The 16,432-nt window shown below is 60.2% G+C and carries 14 protein-coding genes; 12 read left to right on the plus strand and 2 right to left on the minus strand.

From position 1 onward, the window contains the following. Positions 1-2: 2 nt before the first annotated feature. The 10 genes from AAIL67_RS12990 (at position 3) to AAIL67_RS13035 (ending at position 12,190) form a co-directional block, all read left to right on the plus strand. Positions 3-776 (plus strand): hypothetical protein, encoded by a 774-nt coding sequence (locus AAIL67_RS12990; RefSeq protein ID WP_343484183.1) that lies wholly within the window; start codon positions 3-5, stop codon positions 774-776. 14 nt (positions 777-790) lie between these two features. Further along, positions 791-3,151, plus strand: coding sequence for a hypothetical protein (locus tag AAIL67_RS12995; RefSeq protein WP_343484184.1), 2,361 nt, complete (start codon positions 791-793; stop codon positions 3,149-3,151). A 10-nt stretch (positions 3,152-3,161) separates the two neighbouring features. Next, positions 3,162-3,950, plus strand: coding sequence for a hypothetical protein (locus AAIL67_RS13000; RefSeq protein ID WP_343484185.1), 789 nt, complete (start codon positions 3,162-3,164; stop codon positions 3,948-3,950). Between the two features lies 1 nt (position 3,951). Further along, positions 3,952-4,413, plus strand: a complete 462-nt coding sequence (locus AAIL67_RS13005; RefSeq protein ID WP_343484186.1) for a hypothetical protein — start codon at positions 3,952-3,954, stop codon at positions 4,411-4,413. A gap of 169 nt (positions 4,414-4,582) precedes the next feature. Further along, a complete protein-coding gene (locus AAIL67_RS13010) occupies positions 4,583-7,858 on the plus strand; it encodes a phage tail length tape measure family protein (RefSeq protein WP_343484187.1) in 3,276 nt (1,091 codons plus the stop codon). Beyond that, positions 7,858-8,232 (plus strand): hypothetical protein, encoded by a 375-nt coding sequence (locus AAIL67_RS13015; protein WP_343484188.1) that lies wholly within the window; start codon positions 7,858-7,860, stop codon positions 8,230-8,232. Before AAIL67_RS13010 ends, AAIL67_RS13015 begins: the two co-directional genes overlap by 1 nt. Continuing rightward, positions 8,229-8,705: a DUF1833 family protein gene (locus AAIL67_RS13020; protein ID WP_059440638.1), complete on the plus strand. Its 477-nt coding sequence runs from the start codon at positions 8,229-8,231 to the stop codon at positions 8,703-8,705. The genes AAIL67_RS13015 and AAIL67_RS13020 overlap by 4 nt, the downstream gene beginning before the upstream one ends. After that, on the plus strand, positions 8,705-9,082 hold the full coding sequence (locus AAIL67_RS13025; protein WP_343484189.1) for a hypothetical protein: 378 nt from the start codon (positions 8,705-8,707) through the stop codon (positions 9,080-9,082). Before AAIL67_RS13020 ends, AAIL67_RS13025 begins: the two co-directional genes overlap by 1 nt. Before the next feature lie 35 nt (positions 9,083-9,117). Then, positions 9,118-9,936 (plus strand): hypothetical protein, encoded by an 819-nt coding sequence (locus AAIL67_RS13030; protein ID WP_343484190.1) that lies wholly within the window; start codon positions 9,118-9,120, stop codon positions 9,934-9,936. A gap of 1 nt (position 9,937) precedes the next feature. Continuing rightward, positions 9,938-12,190 carry a phage tail protein gene (locus tag AAIL67_RS13035; protein ID WP_343484191.1) on the plus strand — a complete coding sequence of 751 codons (2,253 nt, stop codon included), beginning with the start codon at positions 9,938-9,940 and terminating at the stop codon, positions 12,188-12,190. Here AAIL67_RS13035 and AAIL67_RS13040 read toward each other — a convergent pair. Further along, entirely contained in the window at positions 12,185-13,051 is an 867-nt protein-coding gene (locus AAIL67_RS13040) for a hypothetical protein (RefSeq protein ID WP_343484192.1), read from the minus strand. The two genes, AAIL67_RS13035 and AAIL67_RS13040, sit on opposite strands and share 6 nt — an antisense overlap. Positions 13,052-13,210: 159 nt before the next feature. Here AAIL67_RS13040 and AAIL67_RS13045 point away from each other — a divergent pair, with 159 nt between their 5' ends. Both AAIL67_RS13045 and AAIL67_RS13050 read left to right on the plus strand, forming a co-directional pair. After that, on the plus strand, positions 13,211-13,465 hold the full coding sequence (locus AAIL67_RS13045) for a hypothetical protein (RefSeq protein ID WP_343484193.1): 255 nt from the start codon (positions 13,211-13,213) through the stop codon (positions 13,463-13,465). Positions 13,466-13,484: 19 nt separating this feature from the next. Continuing rightward, positions 13,485-15,035 carry an FAD-binding oxidoreductase gene (locus tag AAIL67_RS13050; RefSeq protein ID WP_034378834.1) on the plus strand — a complete coding sequence of 517 codons (1,551 nt, stop codon included), beginning with the start codon at positions 13,485-13,487 and terminating at the stop codon, positions 15,033-15,035. A gap of 323 nt (positions 15,036-15,358) precedes the next feature. Here AAIL67_RS13050 and AAIL67_RS13055 read toward each other — a convergent pair whose 3' ends face one another. Further along, positions 15,359-16,339, minus strand: a complete 981-nt coding sequence (locus tag AAIL67_RS13055; protein ID WP_034359967.1) for an AraC family transcriptional regulator — start codon at positions 16,337-16,339, stop codon at positions 15,359-15,361. Between the last annotated feature and the right edge of the window lie 93 nt (positions 16,340-16,432).

Genomic DNA, 16,432 nt, shown 5'->3' on the forward strand with positions numbered 1-16,432 from the left:
CGATGTATCTGGGTCAGTACGAGCAGGAGCACAACCCGCATTACCTGGGCCGAGGCATGTTGTATGCCGGCCCGGCCGTGCGGGACTGGGCCACGGGCATGCCACCAGGCCGCCGCCTGGGCAATGCCTCTGGCCTGGTCGTGACTCCCGACGTGCGCCGACTACGCACCAGCCCCTGGGACGGCCGCAGCAATGCCGTGATCAACGGCGTTTCTGTGTCTGTGCAGCTCTATGGCCATGGCGCAGCCAACCTGGCCATGGCCCTCAACGCTCAGCGCCTGGCCACGGCCAGCGCTCCCATTACCACCACGGTCGATGTCTCCGGCTTGCTGCTGCCCGCTGGCGCAATGTTGTGGACGCCGCACCAGGTGGACTGCCGCCAAGCCGTCCTGGCCGTGCCGTCCTGGTCTGCATGGACTGAAGGTGTGCAGTGGCGCCGGGCCGACTGGGGTATCGAGCTGCTGCAGGGCATTGCAGCGCCCCAGGGCGCGACTGTGCGCATCACCACCACCGCCGAAAACAGCGCAGAGCAGCTGGACGCCGGCAGCGGTGGCGACATGGAGATCGGCCTGGCATACGCCGGCATCAATCTGGCTGACCGCAAGCCTGTGCGTCTGCAGTGCTACCGCTGCCGCCCTGTGCTCGATGGCGGGCTGACGCTGCTGGAGCAATCGGCCAGCAGCATCCGGCTCACCTTGCAACTGCGCCCCGTACCCCGTCAAAACCGCCCGGCTGCCTGGTTCGACCTGGCACGCGCGGCATACACAACAAACTGAGAAGAGATCACGGCATGTCCAAGACACAGCTGGCCCGAGGGATCTATGCGGGCTTCGCACCGACTGAAGATCCGTTCGCTGGCCCTAACGGTATGGAAGCCAATCTGCGCCTTATCGACGATCACCTGGCGCTGTATACCTTGGCTGGTCCTGTGCCTGCTGCAACTGCGCTCCCAACCGATGCCCGCCAGGGCGCAGGCCAGATTTTTACCAACGGCACCTATGCCGTTTTGAATGCCGGTGTTTGGCAAACGTATCCATCCCGCATGGGGATGCGCGCCATCGAGCTGGACAACAAAACCGAGTACATCAATATCGGAACTGGCTGGCAAGTCGTCACCCAGAAAAACGAGAAGTCCTATCTGACGCGGGCCATCATGCTGGCCGATACGGCACAGCCTGCAGGCTCTCAGGGCGTCGTTACCAATGACCCCGCTCATACCGCCGAGAACCCTATCAATGGGGTCTATACCTGGACCGGCGCAGCATGGGTGCGCAATGCGTTCCAGCCAGCGAATCAGCGAGATGTCGATGATTTGCGCGCTGAGGCGAATCAGATTTCGTCGCGTACCGATGCTCTTTCAGATGCACTCGAAGCGCGTGCGCCGCTGGACAGCCCGACCATGGTGCTGATTGAAACAGATGAGGCAGGCCGAGTCATGCGAAGTGTAGATGTGCATGGTCTGACGTACATAGACCGGCCCGATGATCCACAACCTGCGCCTGTTGAAAAGGACATGGTGCTGGTCGAGACGGATGAAGCCGGTAACTCGTTTCGGCTGGTCGATGTAAATGGGATGACGCACATCCAGCGCCCAGAAGACCCATTTGATGCCCCAACTGAAAGTGAACACATTGTTGCGACCTATGCAGCAGGCGGTCATGCCATTGCCCATCTGCTAGCTGATGGAGTTATTAAGTTTGAGCTGCCACCGTTGGGCCTGGGGGACCCGGGCAATGTTGCATCCGAGGACCCTGTGTCATCCGTGGATGTAGCCAATGGCAATGTGTATATGACAGATGGCAAGGGCCGCGTTCTCGTGTACGACGGCAGCACCTACCCCGCAATCTCTGCAGCCCCATTGAGCTCCAGGCGATGGATCGGCACCGTGGAGCGGTCCGCAAACGGCTCGCATCAGGCGGTGATCGGAAATGATTCCGGTGTTGTCTCCCCAGCAGATAGGCGCCTGCTGCGGCACATGATCGGTTTGGGCCAAAGTTTGCGTGTGGGTTCGCAGTCGGCCACCTCGATGCTGAGTACCGTGGCCACGTACCCGGAGAACGTGCTGATGTTCGCAGGGGGTGCGGCCATGGATGTCCGCATGGGTCTTGTGACTCAAGACGGATCGGGTGCCCCCGCACTTGATCCAGCAACCTTGACTGGGTTTCAGCCTTTGATCGCAAAAGTCGGTGCGGGCAGTGGAAGCAGGGGGGAAACCATCGACAACGCAATGGCAAATGCGCTGCACGCTCTGGCTAGCTCTGAAACGGGAGTTCACGTCAACTACCTGTTGAGCACCGCAGCAATGGGCGGCACAGCATATGCAGGTCTTAAAAAGGGTACCCAGACCTATACAAACACCTTGCTGGCCATCGCAAGAGCCAAGGAGCTGGCTGAGGCCGCAGGCTATGTATACGAGTTTGCAGGGTTTACGCTTCAGCATGGAGAGGCAGATACAGCGAATGCGGCGTATTTCGACAATCTGATTGAGTGGCGCTCGGATTACGACGCGGACATCAAGGCCATCACTGGACAGGTTGCCGACGTGCATTTCTGGATGTCGCAGTCAAGCACGTTTAATGACGGCCGCACAGCAGCAGCCCTCGCTTTCCTGCGCGCGCATGTAGAGAGTCCGCATCACACGCTGATCGGCCCACAGTATGGAGTTGAGTACTACACGGACTATCTGCACTGCACAGGGCCGGGCTACTACGCCATCGGGCAGCGCTTTGCAGTTGCTGTCGGGCATGAGCTGCACGGTAGCGGCGGAAAGTGGGAGCCTCTACGTCCGCTTTCGTGCGTTCTGACTGGCAATGTCATTGACCTGACGTTTACACAAATGTGCGGCCCTCTTGTGCTCGACGACGTGACTGTCGCAAATCCAGGCAACTATGGGTTTAAGTACACCGACTCGATCAGTAGTGCTCAGATATCCAGCGTCGAGATCACCAGCGACTACGCCATGCGAATCCTGCTGACGCAGGCACCCACGGGCTCAAACAAGGTATTGAGTTATGGCCTTAGCGGTCATATCGGTGACAGAAACCCAAGCACCGCACCGCGCGGCTGTATACGCGCGAACCCAATCGCGAGCCCCATTGAGCTTTCGATTCCTAACTATCACTGGCTCTGCCATTTCTCTCAGCAACTGTGAAAGGCATCACATGCGAAAAATCATCCGCCACGATGGCATCAAAATTTCCAATAGCGCTCTGCCAATCGTTTCAGTCTCCGATCATGATCGGCTGTTGGCAGCCATTCCGGGGCACTTTTTTTGGATGCAGGCCCGCGAGATGGACGTTGGCCCTGTCGAATCGATCCGGGATCGTGCCAACTACAGCGCAATCACGCCAATGGGAAGCGATGGTACGCGCTGGACGATTGGCGCTAGCGCAAACGGCAAACCCGCGATTGTGTGTCCTGATGGAGTCAATGTTGTGTCTTACACCACGGACCTGCAGATCCGACCGGATGCATTTACGGTCGCGCAGGTGTTTAGGCTCACCCCTAACTACTTGAACAGCATCAACGAGCTGGTATCAAGCACTTCGAAAGCGAATGTCAACGGAGGTCTGGCCGCTCGCATCAACATCAATGTTGCGCCAAGGTTTCGTTTGCTAGGCGAGGATGTGAGTCCCGCATATGAGCGCGTGGGAACTAGTATCCTGCCCAATGTCGATACGCTGGGCATCATCACATTCTCCACAGCCCTGGGTTGTAGCGTGCGCATCAATGGGCACACCGTAGCTCAGAACGTAGCGGACAAGCGACCTCTCACCGATAGAACTATTCGATTTGGATCGCAATCCACAATTGTCAACAGCAACGCCAGCTTCCACGGTCAGCGCATGCGCACCCACATGTTTAACCTTGATCTGTCCGCGCCGGAGTATGCAGGGTACTTGGCCACGCTTGAGCGCGAACTGATGTCCTTTTACGGAATTGGGAGCTGAGATGGGGCTTATCTTCCATACACCTTGCATCAAAACTATCTCCGGTCATCAATTCGAGGTCAGCCAGGTTCCATTCGAGGTCTTCACCGAAGCATTCGAGTTCGGCGACTGGCTGATCGGCATGCAGGGCGGCCAGTTCGACCTAGCCAGCCTCAAGGTGCTGCAAGGTGAATCCACCTTGCGCCTGGCGCTGGAAAAGCTGCTGGCAGCATGTCTGGCGCCTGTGCAGGATGGCCAGGCCAAGGCCATGTCGGTGGCTGACGTTCGTGCGATGCCGATAGCCATGGTGCTCGAAGCGGTCTATGTGGTGCTGGAGGAAAACCTCAGTTTTTTTACCCAGCGCCTGCAGGCGATCAAGGTGATCCAGGCGAAACTGATGTCGATTGGTTCGCCGTTGCTCAGCAGCTCATCGCCGCAGGCCACGACCGACAGCAGCTTCGGCGCTACAGCATCGACGAGCTGAAAGGCTATCTGCAGGCCATCGGCGACCAGGCAGAACGTCATGCACAACACCAGGCGGCCCACACGGCCGTCGCACTTGCAGGGGGCTCAATCTGAGCCCCTTTTTTCATGGGCAAACTCTAAAGCGTTTTACTTATTGCTGATGGCCGTGGCGGGAGACCATGCGGTCCATGGCAAACAACCTCGAAATCGGACTGCGGGTCCAGGCCGCACTGGACGAAGCGCGCAAAGAAGTCCGCGCGTTCACTGCCGAAGTCCAAGAGCTGGGCGCAGCCGGCAAAAAAGCTTCGTCAGAAATGTCGGCCGTGCCGGCGCCCGCGTCTAGCTCGGCTCCGTCGACTCCCAGCTCCGACCAGGCCGCTACAGCTAGGCAGGCGGCCACAGCCACTCAAGAACAAGCTACAGCCACGGCCGCGCTGTCAGCAGCCCAGAAGGAACAGGCCGAAACCTCTGACCGTGCAACCAAGTCTGAGCAGGAGCTGACCAAGCAGCGCGAATCCCAGGGGCAGCAAAGCAGGAAGAACGAGGAGCAGCAACAGCGCCAGGCTAAAGGCTCCGACGAAACCGCCAAGGCTACCGACCGTGAAAAACTGGCCATTGACCGCCTGATTGCCAGCCTGGACCCGGCTGCCAGCGAAGCCTTTCGCTTGGCACAGGCTCAGAATGAACTGAATACGGCACTGGCTCGTGGGCTCATCACCCAGGACCAGCACACACGCCTCATGGGCCTGGCTCAGCAGCGCTTTGCCGGCCTTGGTGTTTCTGCAGGGCAAACAGCAGCGGCAATGCGCATGTTGCCCGCACAGATCACCGACATCACCACCAGCATCGCCAGCGGCATGCCCATCTGGCTTGTGGCCATCCAACAGGGCGGACAAATTAAAGACTCTTTTGGAGGTGTCGGTCCCGCATTTAATGCCATCACCTCTGCAATCACACCTGCGAGGGCTGCCGTCGGTGGCCTGGCGCTGGGTGTGGGTGCCTTGGCCTTGCTGTTCCTTGAGGCCGAGAAAAAGGCCTATGCCTTCAATGTGGCTGTGCAGACCACCGGGAATGCGGCCGGCGCGACCCAGGGCCGCATCGAAGCCCTGGCAGAGGCGGCCAACAAAGTCAGTGGCATCAGCAAGAGCGCGGCCGAGTCCGCGGCCGTGGCCATGGTGCAGTCCGGTCGCCTCGGCATCGACGTTATCGGCAATCTGACCAAGGCCATCAACGGTTATGCGGCCGCCACCGGCCAGTCCACCGATGCGGCGGCAAGCTCCCTGGCCAAACTGTTTGCGGAGCCTGCCAAGGCGGCAAAGCAGCTGGATGATCAGTTCAATTTCCTCTCGGCAACGCAGCGCCGGCACATCGCCGACCTGGTCGAGCAAGGCCGAGTCGAGGAAGCCCAGCTCGAACTGAGCCGGCAGGCTGCTGACCACTTCGGCCGCGTGGTGCCTGAAAACCTCGGTGTGCTGATGCGGGCGCTGAATGCAGCGGCCGATGTTGCGCGCAAGTTCTGGGGCGCGATTCTCAATATTGATAAGCAGAAGACGCTTGAAGAGCAGATCAAAGAGCAAGAGAACCGTGTTACCCAAATGGCAGCCGATCTGCGGCGCCGTGGGACGAACCTCGCCGGTAATCAACAAATGCCGCAACTGCTCAACAACGCGATAGGCGAGCTGAGCACTCTTTATGCTCAACGTGATAAGCAAGAAAAAGAGGCCGACGACAAGGCTGCTACTGCTCGCAAGGATCGCCGCAAAAAGTCTGTCCAGGAAGAGTATGCGGCGGCCATGAAAGCCACTGAAACCGAAGAGAAGCGCCTGGCCGAGAACAAGAAGAAATGGCAAGCATGGCGCGATGAAGGGTCAATCACTCAGGCTGAATTAGACGCACTGGTCAAGCAGGCAGACGAGAAAGCCAAGAAAAATCCGCGCACGCCCAAGGGAAACACCCCTGAGCAGGAGGCTATCCAGCAGATTCGCTCAAATCTGCGCACCCTGCAAGCCTCAATCAAGAGCAGTGATGCCTTCCTGGTCAACCAGCTGGAAGAAGGCCGTGTCAGCATTGAGGAGGCCTACCAAAAGCGCCTGGCTGGCATCAATGAAGACTACGAGGCCCAGCGTGAGGCTCTAGAAAAAGAGCTGAATGCCAAAGGCACGACAAAGACTCGGGCTGTGGAGCTGAAGGCATCGCTCAAGGTCTTGGAGCAATCGAAGGTAGATTCCACGCGCGAGTTGGACAAATGGCGGCGCTCTGAAGAGTTGAAGTTGGCAAACCTTGTCGTGAGACTGCGTGTAGATACAGCTGCATTGACTGGGCAGTTTGACCGTGAGGCCATCCGAAAGCAGTTGGAGCTGCAATATGCGGAGGAGTTACGCGCCGCTGGCCGCCAGTCGAATCCTGCGGATGCCGAAAAGTCTCGCCAGCAGGTCCAATTATTGATAGAGGCTGGTGCTGCTCAGGCCGAGTTCAACAATAAGCTTGCAGAGGCGCAGCGCCTTCAGAGCCAGCTCGGTGTCATCGAGCAGGCCGTGCAGACGCAGGCCACGCAGGGAACGATCAGCCAGATCGAGGCCGAGGCTCGCATCAGGCAGGCCCGCGCGGCTCAGGTGCCAGTGCTGCAATCCATCGTCCAGGAGCTGGAGCGCGTGCGCGACAGCCTGCCGCCCGAAGCACAGGTCGCCATCGACAACATGAGCACCAGCATTGGCCAGCTCAAGAATGAGGTGTCCAGCGCCACGCCTGTGGTCGTCAACCTTGGCACCCGCCTGCGCAATACCGTCATCGATGGCGTGGCGGATGCTGCGGCCAATGCCGTGACGAACTTCAAGAGTCTCAGCGAGGTCGCCAGCGCGACCCTACGCCAGATTGCCGGTGACATCGTGCGCAGCGACATCAAGCGGCTGCTTACCAACCTGTTTACGCCTGATGTGAGCGGCGGCGGAACTGTCATCGGCGGCATTTTTGGCAGCATCGGCAAGATTTTCGGGTTCGCCGAGGGCGGATCTCCTTCGACTGGAGGCGGCCGCATCGTGGGCCCTGGCACGGGCACCAGCGACAGCATCGCCGCATTGGTCGACGGCAAGCGCCCCATTGCCGTGAGCAATAACGAGTTCATCCAGCCCGAGAAGGCCGTGAATCACTACGGTCTGCCGTTCATGGAGGCGGTGCGGACCTTGCGGCTGCCCAAGCCTCGCTTTGCCCTGGGCGGCCTGGCTTCGGCCAGCCAGCGCGTGAGCTTTGCCACGGGCGGCTCTGTATCGTCCGCCGGCGGCACCATGCCTGGTCAGACTCAGCCTGTGGAGGTCCGCTTCAACAACCAGGGCACTCCCAAACAGCAGGTCGGCCAGCCGATAACCAAACAGGAATTGGGCCGCCTGGTCGTAGAAATCATGATCGCGGACGCAAGCAATGGCGGGAAAGCCTCAAGCGCAATCAATGCGGCAGGGAGGCGCAACTGATGGCATACACCCGATTCCCCGATTACGCCCAGCTCGTATTCGAGACTGATTACACCCTGCGCCCTGTGGGCGGTGTGGAGCGCACAGAGATGGAGGACGGCTTTATCGAGCAGGCTCCTGTGCAGTCCCTGGCCCGCTATGAGCTGCCGCTGACATACCGGCTGGATAGCCTGGCGCGCAAGCAGCTGTTCGAGGCCTGGCGCAAGACGGACCTAGCCCTGGGCGCCAGGTTCTTCGCCTGGCCAGATATCGAAGACCCCAGCGGCGCCACGTTACGCCGGGCCCGGATCGTGGGTGGTGCGGTCGATTACAAGGCGATCACCGACCGCCTGGATGAGTTCATGGTCTCTTTCACCCTGGAGTACTGGGCATGAGCACGCGAAAGTCTTCTCGATATCGCCGCGCCGCCCAGCAGCTGGCACCGGCCGAGCGCCCCCTGGTGCTGCTGGAGCTGGCCCATGCGCTGCTGCCCGAGCCCATGCGTTTCGTCAACGACAACCAGGACGTGGTCTCTCGCACTCATCTATACGTGGCCACGACTTTCGAGTTCACCTGGCCAGATGACCAGGAGGGCCGCACGCCGGCAGCAGCACTGAGCATCGGCAACGTGTCTGGCGGTGTGGGCGTCTTCTTCGAGCGCACCCACGGTGGCCGTGGTGCCGTCATCACTGCTCTGCAGATCATGCGCAGCGCCCCCGATTTCATCGAAGACGAGCTTACGCTGGATCTACGAAACGTCGAAGTTACGACCAAGGCAGTGACCGGCCAGCTTGGCTATGACGACATTCTCAACAAAGCGGCCGTGGCGTACACCTACCGGCCGGAAACCGCTCCGGGGCTTTTCTGATGCACTGGTCTGACTCTTATATAGACATCCCACACGATGTGCTGGACTGCGCGCAACTCGTCGAACGTGCTTTGCATGAGCAGTTCGGCCGCATAGACATCCACTTCCCGAGGCGCCAGGCAGACGACTTGGCCCACCGCTCGGCCTTGATCACAGCCAACCAGGCTGATTTCGCCAAGTGGATCGAGGAGCCCGTCGATGGATGTGGCGTGCTGATGCTGGCACGCGGCCGCCAGGCCCACATCGGGCTGTATTGCTTAATTCAGGGCGTTCCCTATGTGCTGCACAGCGATGCGCTGTTCGGGTCGAGCATGCGCCAGCCCCTGGCACGCTTGCCTCGTTGCTACCGCGTGGAGGGCTTTTACCAATGGCTCTGATGCCCACACTCTCAGTCATCTGGTGTCCAAACCCGTTGCGCCCAGCCAGTGACCGGAAGGTACTGCCCATTGCTCTGGCCGGTACCGAAACTCTGCAAAGCATCATCCAGCGACTGGGCCTGGCTGAAACGCCCTTAGCCGTCATGTTCAATGGCCTACCTGTGGCGGCCAAGGATTGGGCCGCGACGCCCGTGACCGTATCTGACCTGATCGTCATGCACCAGGTGGCCAAGGGCATCGTCGAGGGCAGCACAGTCGCAGCCAAGCTGGTTATGTATGGCGAGATTGGCTGGACTGCCGCCTTCGCTTTGGGAACTGTGGCCGCGTTTGCTGCCAATGCCGTGATCGCCTTTGCCATTTCCGCCTTGGCCGGCAGCTTGTCCGCCCGGAGCGCCGCTTCTGCCCAGGGCGATGATGCGCCCACGGCGTACAGCATTGAGGGCGGCTCCAACTCGGCTCGCAACTATGAGCCACTGCAACTGGTGCTGGGCGAACACCGTGTATTCCCAGACTACGCTGGCCGTCCGTTTGGCGAATTCGTCCCAGACCCGAGCACGGCCACCGAGGTGATCAACAACACCCCGGTCTATGAAACCCGTACCCATCCGCCATTCGGCTTCGAGAGCACAGCAGTCATTGCCCCATGGGTGCTCATTCGTACAGATGTCTGGGAAAGCGGAACGATTGAGTACTACGGAGACCAAGCCAGCCGCACCTATACCAGCAGCAGCGGCGGAACGGTCACTCAGCCGCATACCTTTGTGATTAGCCACCAAGGGCTGTTCGACTCGGTGACAACCTATGAGGACTACCTGGTGCAGATCACCCCACCAGAAAGTGGTGGAGGAGACTGATATGGCCTGGAATCCATTGGGTACACCGCTGCCCGTCCTGGTGCGCTACGGCTACACCATCATCTACAACACAGAGCGCGTCACGAGTGTCTTCAATTATGGGTTTGGCGACCTGGCCATCAGCGACGAACGCATCGGTGCCAACGCTGTCAGCCAGTACAACGCCATCGAGCTGCACAGCAGTGCAACACCGCCTGGTCAGGCCGACCGCACAGTGCTGCGCGGTTACGCAAGCGCTGGCTGGCCGACGGATATCTACCCTGGCAACGTGCAGACCGTCGATGGCGGCGCCCTGGAACAGCGGGCAAATGTCGAGAATGACGGCTGGATAGAACGCAGAGGCTCTGTCGCCGGCAGATTCATACAGATGGATATTTCGGGCCGTCTGCTGCGGCAAGCAAGCGGCGGCTTCGAGAATCTGACCTGCCAGGTGGTGGCCGAGTATCAACTGCCAGGATCGAACGCCTGGCAACCGATGCCGTTTTCTCCCATGACTCTCAGTAATGGCAGCACCCGGCCGCTGCGTGAGACGTTTTCGGCCATGCTCCCCCAGGCTGCGGCCAAGTTCCGCGTGCGACGTGTCACCCCTGAGTACACCGATGCAAACAATGTGGCCGAGATCGAATGGACACGCCTCAAGGTCTTCCGCGATACCGATGCTCTGTACCCAGCGCAGTTGCGTCGGGGGATGATGGTCAAGGCGACAGGCCAGCTCAATGGCCGAATCGACCGCTACTCGGCCCTGCTGCGCCATAAATGCTGGGTCTGGAATTCGTCGGCTCCCTGGGACGGCTCCATGCCGGCAGTAGGTGCCGGCGCCTGGCAGTGGACATACAGCACGAATCCTGCCTGGCTGTTCCTCTACTTCTCGCGCGGCGGCTTCCTCAATTCCTATGCCGCGCCGGCCCACCTGGGCCAGGCTGGCTGGTTGGATGAGCCATCAGCCAGCAATGGCGAGCGCCTCTTTGGCGCCGGCCTGCCCAATGCCCGCATCGACTACGGCACGTTGGTTGCCTGGGGGCAGTACTGCGCTGCAGCTCAGCTGACCTGCCGCATGCTGCTGAGCGGCGCGCGCAGTGCGGGCACCGTGCTCGATGACATCGCTGCAGCGGGCCGGGCCCGGAAAACCTGGGCGCCCGGCAAGCTGTCGGTTTGGTGGGAAAGAGATGGCCAGCCCTGGGTGGCGGCCTTTGGTGCGAGCAACATCATCGCGGGCACGTTCAAGATCGCCTACATCACGGACGACACGGTCGACGAGTTCGGGCTCTCATACAGCCAGGCCGATAACGACTATGAGGCAGACACGGTCTATGCCAAGGTTCCAGGCGTCACGCTGCCCGTCAATCAGCAGGTCAGCCAAGCCACATACAGCATGCCCAAGGCCCAAGCCCAGCGCCTGGTCAACCTGTTGGCCGCCTCGAAGCACTACCACCGCCGCACGATCACATGGGAGAGTTCCATCATGGGATTGACCGTGGCCACGGGCGACATCATCCAGCTCGGCCACGACCTGACCCGTTGGGCATTCAGCGGCCGCCTGGTCGGCCTGGGCCTGACAGGCACCCGCGTGGCTTGGGTGGATTTGTCGGCCGAGGTGGAGCTGCCAGACGGCAATGACTTCTATCTGATGGTCACACCGCCAGGCGGCGACCCTTTCAGCGTGCGCTGCGCCAAGCCTGTAGGCCGTACGCGTCGGCTAGCCCTGGTGGGCAACTGGCCAGCCTCGGCCGCGCCAGGCTGGCTGGATGCAGGCACACCGAACCCGCAGGCGTCCGCAGAGTGGGAGGACACGGTACCCGAAGACTGGACGTTCCTGGGCGGCCCACAGCAGACGCCCGGCAAGCGCGTGCGCATCATCAGCATGGAGCCCAGCAGCTCCAGGCGCGTGCGCATGACGGTTCGTGATGAATATGAGCAGTACTACCCGCTGGAGTGGGGCCTGGGTGTGGTGCCCGAGGTGGCCAGCGGCGAGCGCCGCGTGGCCAGGGCCTTCAATCTGTCGGCCGCACCGCTGCCCGATGGTGGGACGCTCCTGGCATGGGAGCTGGAAGCGGCCCATGGTGCCGATGTCAGGGTCTCGGTGAACGGAGGGCCCAGCCAGCAAATCCCCGTCGCTGGCCACATCACAGTCCTCGGCCGCGAGCTGCTCCTGCCACCGTATCCAGCCGGCACGCGCCTGGCGGTTTCTCTGCTGCCGGTGACGGCTGGGGCGCCGGTAGGCGTCGAGGGAGACGCCTTGGATATCAATCTATGAGTGCTTTTTCCAAGGGTTTCTATCAAGGACAGAACCGGAGAGAGGAACACGTAGCCCCTCTCTGTCCAGCATAGACCTGACTAGGTGGAGGAGCCACGGCTTAGAGTCTGGAGATAGGCGGACACCCGTAATCAAGGTTGGCAGGTCTATGTCAATCAGACTGCCGAATGACTCTCTGCGTTCAGTGAACACACTGGAGGGCTTCCAAACGATGGCACGAACTTCTTTCTCAAACTCGTAGGCATGCATCTTGTGCAGAACTGAGGCAAATGACGAACCTGTCTGAAAGGGGTCAATCTCATGATTGATGTAGTGCACTTTGGCAATGTGACACTTCATATCGTCAGCCAAGCGCAGAGCGCGTTTCAGTCGCCCCACAGTAGAGGTGATGCAAACAGCTTCGTTCGTGCGGCCGTAGATCCTCCACATGGCTAGGCTTTCATCGACACTCTCATGCCAGCAAGCAACATCTATCCAGTCACGAAGCTTGTGGAGAACTCCCTCGTAGCCAAGCGCTGGGGCTTTGTCTGTGTAGTCCCCAAACGGAGTCTCAAACGTCAAGGGCTTTTCCAGGTCCGCTTTGCGCGCCTTCGCCTCCAACGATTCAACAGTTTGCCTAGGGGACGTTCCAATGGTCCCTGGCCACATAGAGTTAACTGCATAGTCAAGAAGCGCAGGGGTGTTGGAGTTGACTAGAGCATCAATTAAGGTTGCTGCGCCCTCGCTTTTGTCCTCGAATTGACTAACTGTGTTGAAGAACAGCTTCTTAGATAGCAAAGTTGAGGCAAATGCCGCGAAGCTCATGTAGCGGCTGATCACCGCGTCATCATCCAAACCGTGCGAGATATCTATCGGTCCCATTTCATCAGTGCAGAAGTTGTTTTGCCCATCCTAAGCTGGAACTACTGACTGTGATTCTGTAATTCTCTTTCCTGTGGCGAAATTGAATCTTCTCGCATTTATCTCATCTACGCGGCTGGATTTATCGCGCCGCGCTTCAACAGCGCTGCATTCAACCAATTGGGCGAGCTGCTGGCCGACAGCCAGGAAACCCTTTTGGTGGGTCTGCTCGATGACGCCTCGGCCACGCTGGTGCTGGATCTGGTCCGATCCTCCGGTGGCCGCGTGCTGGCCGTGGAACACCATCGCGTGGACGGCGCTGCAGCCGACTGGGCCCAGGCGCTGGGTCGGTCGCTGGCGTCCAGTCAAGTCATGGACACCACCACGGCGGCAGCAGGCAAGGAAGCCCGCGTGTCCTTTAGCTGCGTAATCTAAGAAACAAGGAAAGCAGAGCATGACAAGCAAATACATGGCCCTGCCCAAGGGCATGAGCGAGAGCAGCTTTGATGCGGCCATCGCCCAGTTCAAGAAGGCCCTGGGCGAAGACAATGTGATGATCAAGGACGAGCTGGTTCGTCCCTACACCAAGGTGATGATGGCTGTGCCTACCGAAGAGCACACACCTTCCGCCGTGGTAACCGCCACCACCGTGGAGCAGGTGCAAGAGGTCGTCAAGATCTGCAACGCGCACAAGGTGCCCGTGTGGACCATCTCCACCGGCCGCAACTTCGGCTACGGCTCGGCCGCACCGGGCCAGCGCGGCCAGGTGGTGCTGGATCTGCGCAAGATGAACAAGATCATCCACGTGGACCCCGAGCTGTGCACGGCCCTGGTCGAGCCTGGCGTGACCTACCAGATGCTCTACGACTACCTCGAAGAGAACAAGATTCCCTTGATGCTGTCGTTCTCGGCACCCTCGGCCATTGCCGGTCCTCTGGGCAACACCATGGACCGCGGCGTGGGCTACACCCCCTATGGCGAACACTTCATGATGCAGTGCGGCATGGAGGTGGTGATGGCCAACGGCGATGTGCTGCGCACCGGCATGGGAGGCGTCAAGGGCGACAAGGCCTGGCAGGTGTTCAAATGGGGCTACGGCCCGACGCTGGACGGCATGTTCACCCAGTCCAATTACGGCATCTGCACCAAGATGGGTTTCTGGCTGATGCCCAAGCCCCCGGTCTTCAAGCCGCTGGAAATCCAGTTCGACGAAGACAGCGATATTTCCGAGATCGTGGAATTCATCCGCCCCCTGCGCATCGCCCAGGTCATCCCCAACTCGGTGGTGATTGCCGGCGTGCTGTGGGAAGCATCCACCTGCAACACCCGCCGCTCGGACTACACCACCGAGCCCGGCCATACGCCGGACGCCATCCTCAAGCAGATCCAGAAAGACAAGCATCTGGGCGCCTGGAATGTCTACGCTGCGCTGTACGGCACCAGGGAGCAGGTCGACGTCAACTTCAAGATCGTGCAGGACGCGCTCAAGAAACTGGGCAAGGGCCGCTTGATCACCGAGGAGATGGCTGGCGACACCCAGCCCTTCAAGTACCGTGCCCAGCTCATGTCGGGCGTGCCCAACCTGCAGGAATTCGGCCTCTACAACTGGCGCGGGGGTGGCGGCTCGATGTGGTTTGCCCCTGTGTCGCAGGCGCGCGGCAGCGAGTGCGACAAGCAGAAGTCGCTGGCCAAGAAGATCCTCAACAAGCATGGCCTGGACTATGTGGGCGAGTTCATCGTCGGCTGGCGCGATATGCACCATGTCATCGATGTGCTCTACGACCGCAGCAACGAAGAGGAAACCAAGCGCGCCAACGCCTGCTTTGCCGAGCTGCTGGACGAGTTCGAGAAGGAAGGCTATGCCGTGTACCGCGTGAACACGGCCTTCCAGGAGCGCGTGGCGCAGAGCTACGGTCCGGTCAAGCGCGATATCGAGCGCAAGATCAAGCGTGCTCTGGACCCCAATGGGATTCTGGCCCCGGGCAAGTGCGGAATAAACATTTGATCTCCCCCTGAGGCGCTTTGCGCCTTCCCCCTCTCTCGCTTTGCTTCGCAATGCGGGAGGGGGACGACAGCTTTGCTGCGCGGCGGCGCTTGCTTGCTGTCCTTTGATGGGGCATGCCTGTTCAATTGCTGCGCCCTAGCCTCAAATTTTTAAAGCCACCTGATTTGAAAACGCCAGGTGGCTTTCTTTTCCTTGTTTGCTTCTTGTTTGCTTCTTGTTTGCTTCTTGTTTGCTTCTTGTTTGCTTCTTGTTTGCTTCTTGTTTGCTATTGTATCAATAGCTGTTTGCGATTTCCTGGATTGGGTTTAAGGCCAATTTAATGCCTAGTTCAGCAGACTCGAAGACTGCACGCCTGCCCTGAACTGCGCCGGCGTCTGCCCCGTGTGCTGCTTGAACAGGCGGCTCAGATGCGCGCCGCTGGCAAAGCCGCTGGCCAGCGCCAGCTCGGTCAGGGTGCAGTGGCGATTGGCAGGACTGAGCAGTTCGCGCTGGAACAGGGCCACGCGCTCGGCCCAGATATGCTGGCTGATGGACAAGCTCTCATCGGCAAAGGCGTTGTAGAGATGACGCTTGCTGCAGTTGAGCGCTGCGGCTACGGCATCCACGCTCAGGGCAGGATCGCGCAGATGCTGGCGCACATAGGCCTTGATGCGGCCCTGCAGCAGCTCGCTGGCGCTCAGCGAGGCCGCGCGGCCGCAGGCATCGAGCAGGGACAGCTGGATCAACTGAAGCAGCGAATCCGTCACATGCTGGGCCAGTCCCTGGCCCATGGCCCGACATTCGGCAAAAGTGCCGCGCATCATGTCCAGCGCAATGCGGGATACGCCTTCGCTGCCGCCCACATAGCGCCCCATGAGGGCGTCGATGGCGCGGCCATGGTCTTCGAAGCGGCTTTTGGGCAAGGTGATGATCAGATGCTCGCACCACTCGGGGTTGAGCACCTCGTACTCCTGCGTGGTGTCATAGATCAGCCACTGGCCGCTGCGCGCCACGGCTTCGCGCCCGTTCTGGCAGACGCGGGCCTCGCCATGCCAGGGGGCCACGATCTTGAGAAAGTCGGTGCTGTGGCGTGCCATGCTGGCCGAAGTGCGCCGCACGCGATGGCGGCTGGCCTCGATCCGGGTCATGCCCACCGGCCCCAGCTCCAGGGTTCCCAGCCGCGCCGAGAAATGCTGATCGCCATAGACATCGCTCTCCAGTCCATAGAGCGTGGACATCCAGTGCTGCCAGGCGCCCACGGCTTGGGCACCTTGCATCTCGGTCATCTTCTCGGTCACTTGGTAGGCAGGAATGTCTGGCCGCATCTGGGCTCCTGAAGAAGTAACAGGATGCTTCATTATCCATAGCAATCCAGACCAGGGGCCGGGCAAAACCGGCGCCTCGCAGGGAAATCAGTG

The organism is Comamonas sp. A7-5, assembly GCF_039581385.1.
In the GTDB taxonomy this organism is placed as follows: domain Bacteria; phylum Pseudomonadota; class Gammaproteobacteria; order Burkholderiales; family Burkholderiaceae_C; genus Comamonas; species Comamonas thiooxydans.

Excerpts from the sequence above, each read along its gene's own strand:
- AAIL67_RS12990 (WP_343484183.1), top strand. The coding sequence starts at position 3 with ATGTATCTGGGTCAGTACGAGCAGGAGCACAACCCGCATTACCTGGGC.
- AAIL67_RS12995 (WP_343484184.1), top strand. The coding sequence starts at position 791 with ATGTCCAAGACACAGCTGGCCCGAGGGATCTATGCGGGCTTCGCACCG.
- AAIL67_RS13000 (WP_343484185.1), top strand. The coding sequence starts at position 3,162 with ATGCGAAAAATCATCCGCCACGATGGCATCAAAATTTCCAATAGCGCT.
- AAIL67_RS13005 (WP_343484186.1), top strand. The coding sequence starts at position 3,952 with ATGGGGCTTATCTTCCATACACCTTGCATCAAAACTATCTCCGGTCAT.
- AAIL67_RS13010 (WP_343484187.1), top strand. The coding sequence starts at position 4,583 with ATGGCAAACAACCTCGAAATCGGACTGCGGGTCCAGGCCGCACTGGAC.
- AAIL67_RS13015 (WP_343484188.1), top strand. The coding sequence starts at position 7,858 with ATGGCATACACCCGATTCCCCGATTACGCCCAGCTCGTATTCGAGACT.
- AAIL67_RS13020 (WP_059440638.1), top strand. The coding sequence starts at position 8,229 with ATGAGCACGCGAAAGTCTTCTCGATATCGCCGCGCCGCCCAGCAGCTG.
- AAIL67_RS13025 (WP_343484189.1), top strand. The coding sequence starts at position 8,705 with ATGCACTGGTCTGACTCTTATATAGACATCCCACACGATGTGCTGGAC.
- AAIL67_RS13035 (WP_343484191.1), top strand. The coding sequence starts at position 9,938 with ATGGCCTGGAATCCATTGGGTACACCGCTGCCCGTCCTGGTGCGCTAC.
- AAIL67_RS13040 (WP_343484192.1), bottom strand. The coding sequence starts at position 13,051 with ATGGGACCGATAGATATCTCGCACGGTTTGGATGATGACGCGGTGATC.
- AAIL67_RS13050 (WP_034378834.1), top strand. The coding sequence starts at position 13,485 with ATGACAAGCAAATACATGGCCCTGCCCAAGGGCATGAGCGAGAGCAGC.
- AAIL67_RS13055 (WP_034359967.1), bottom strand. The coding sequence starts at position 16,339 with ATGCGGCCAGACATTCCTGCCTACCAAGTGACCGAGAAGATGACCGAG.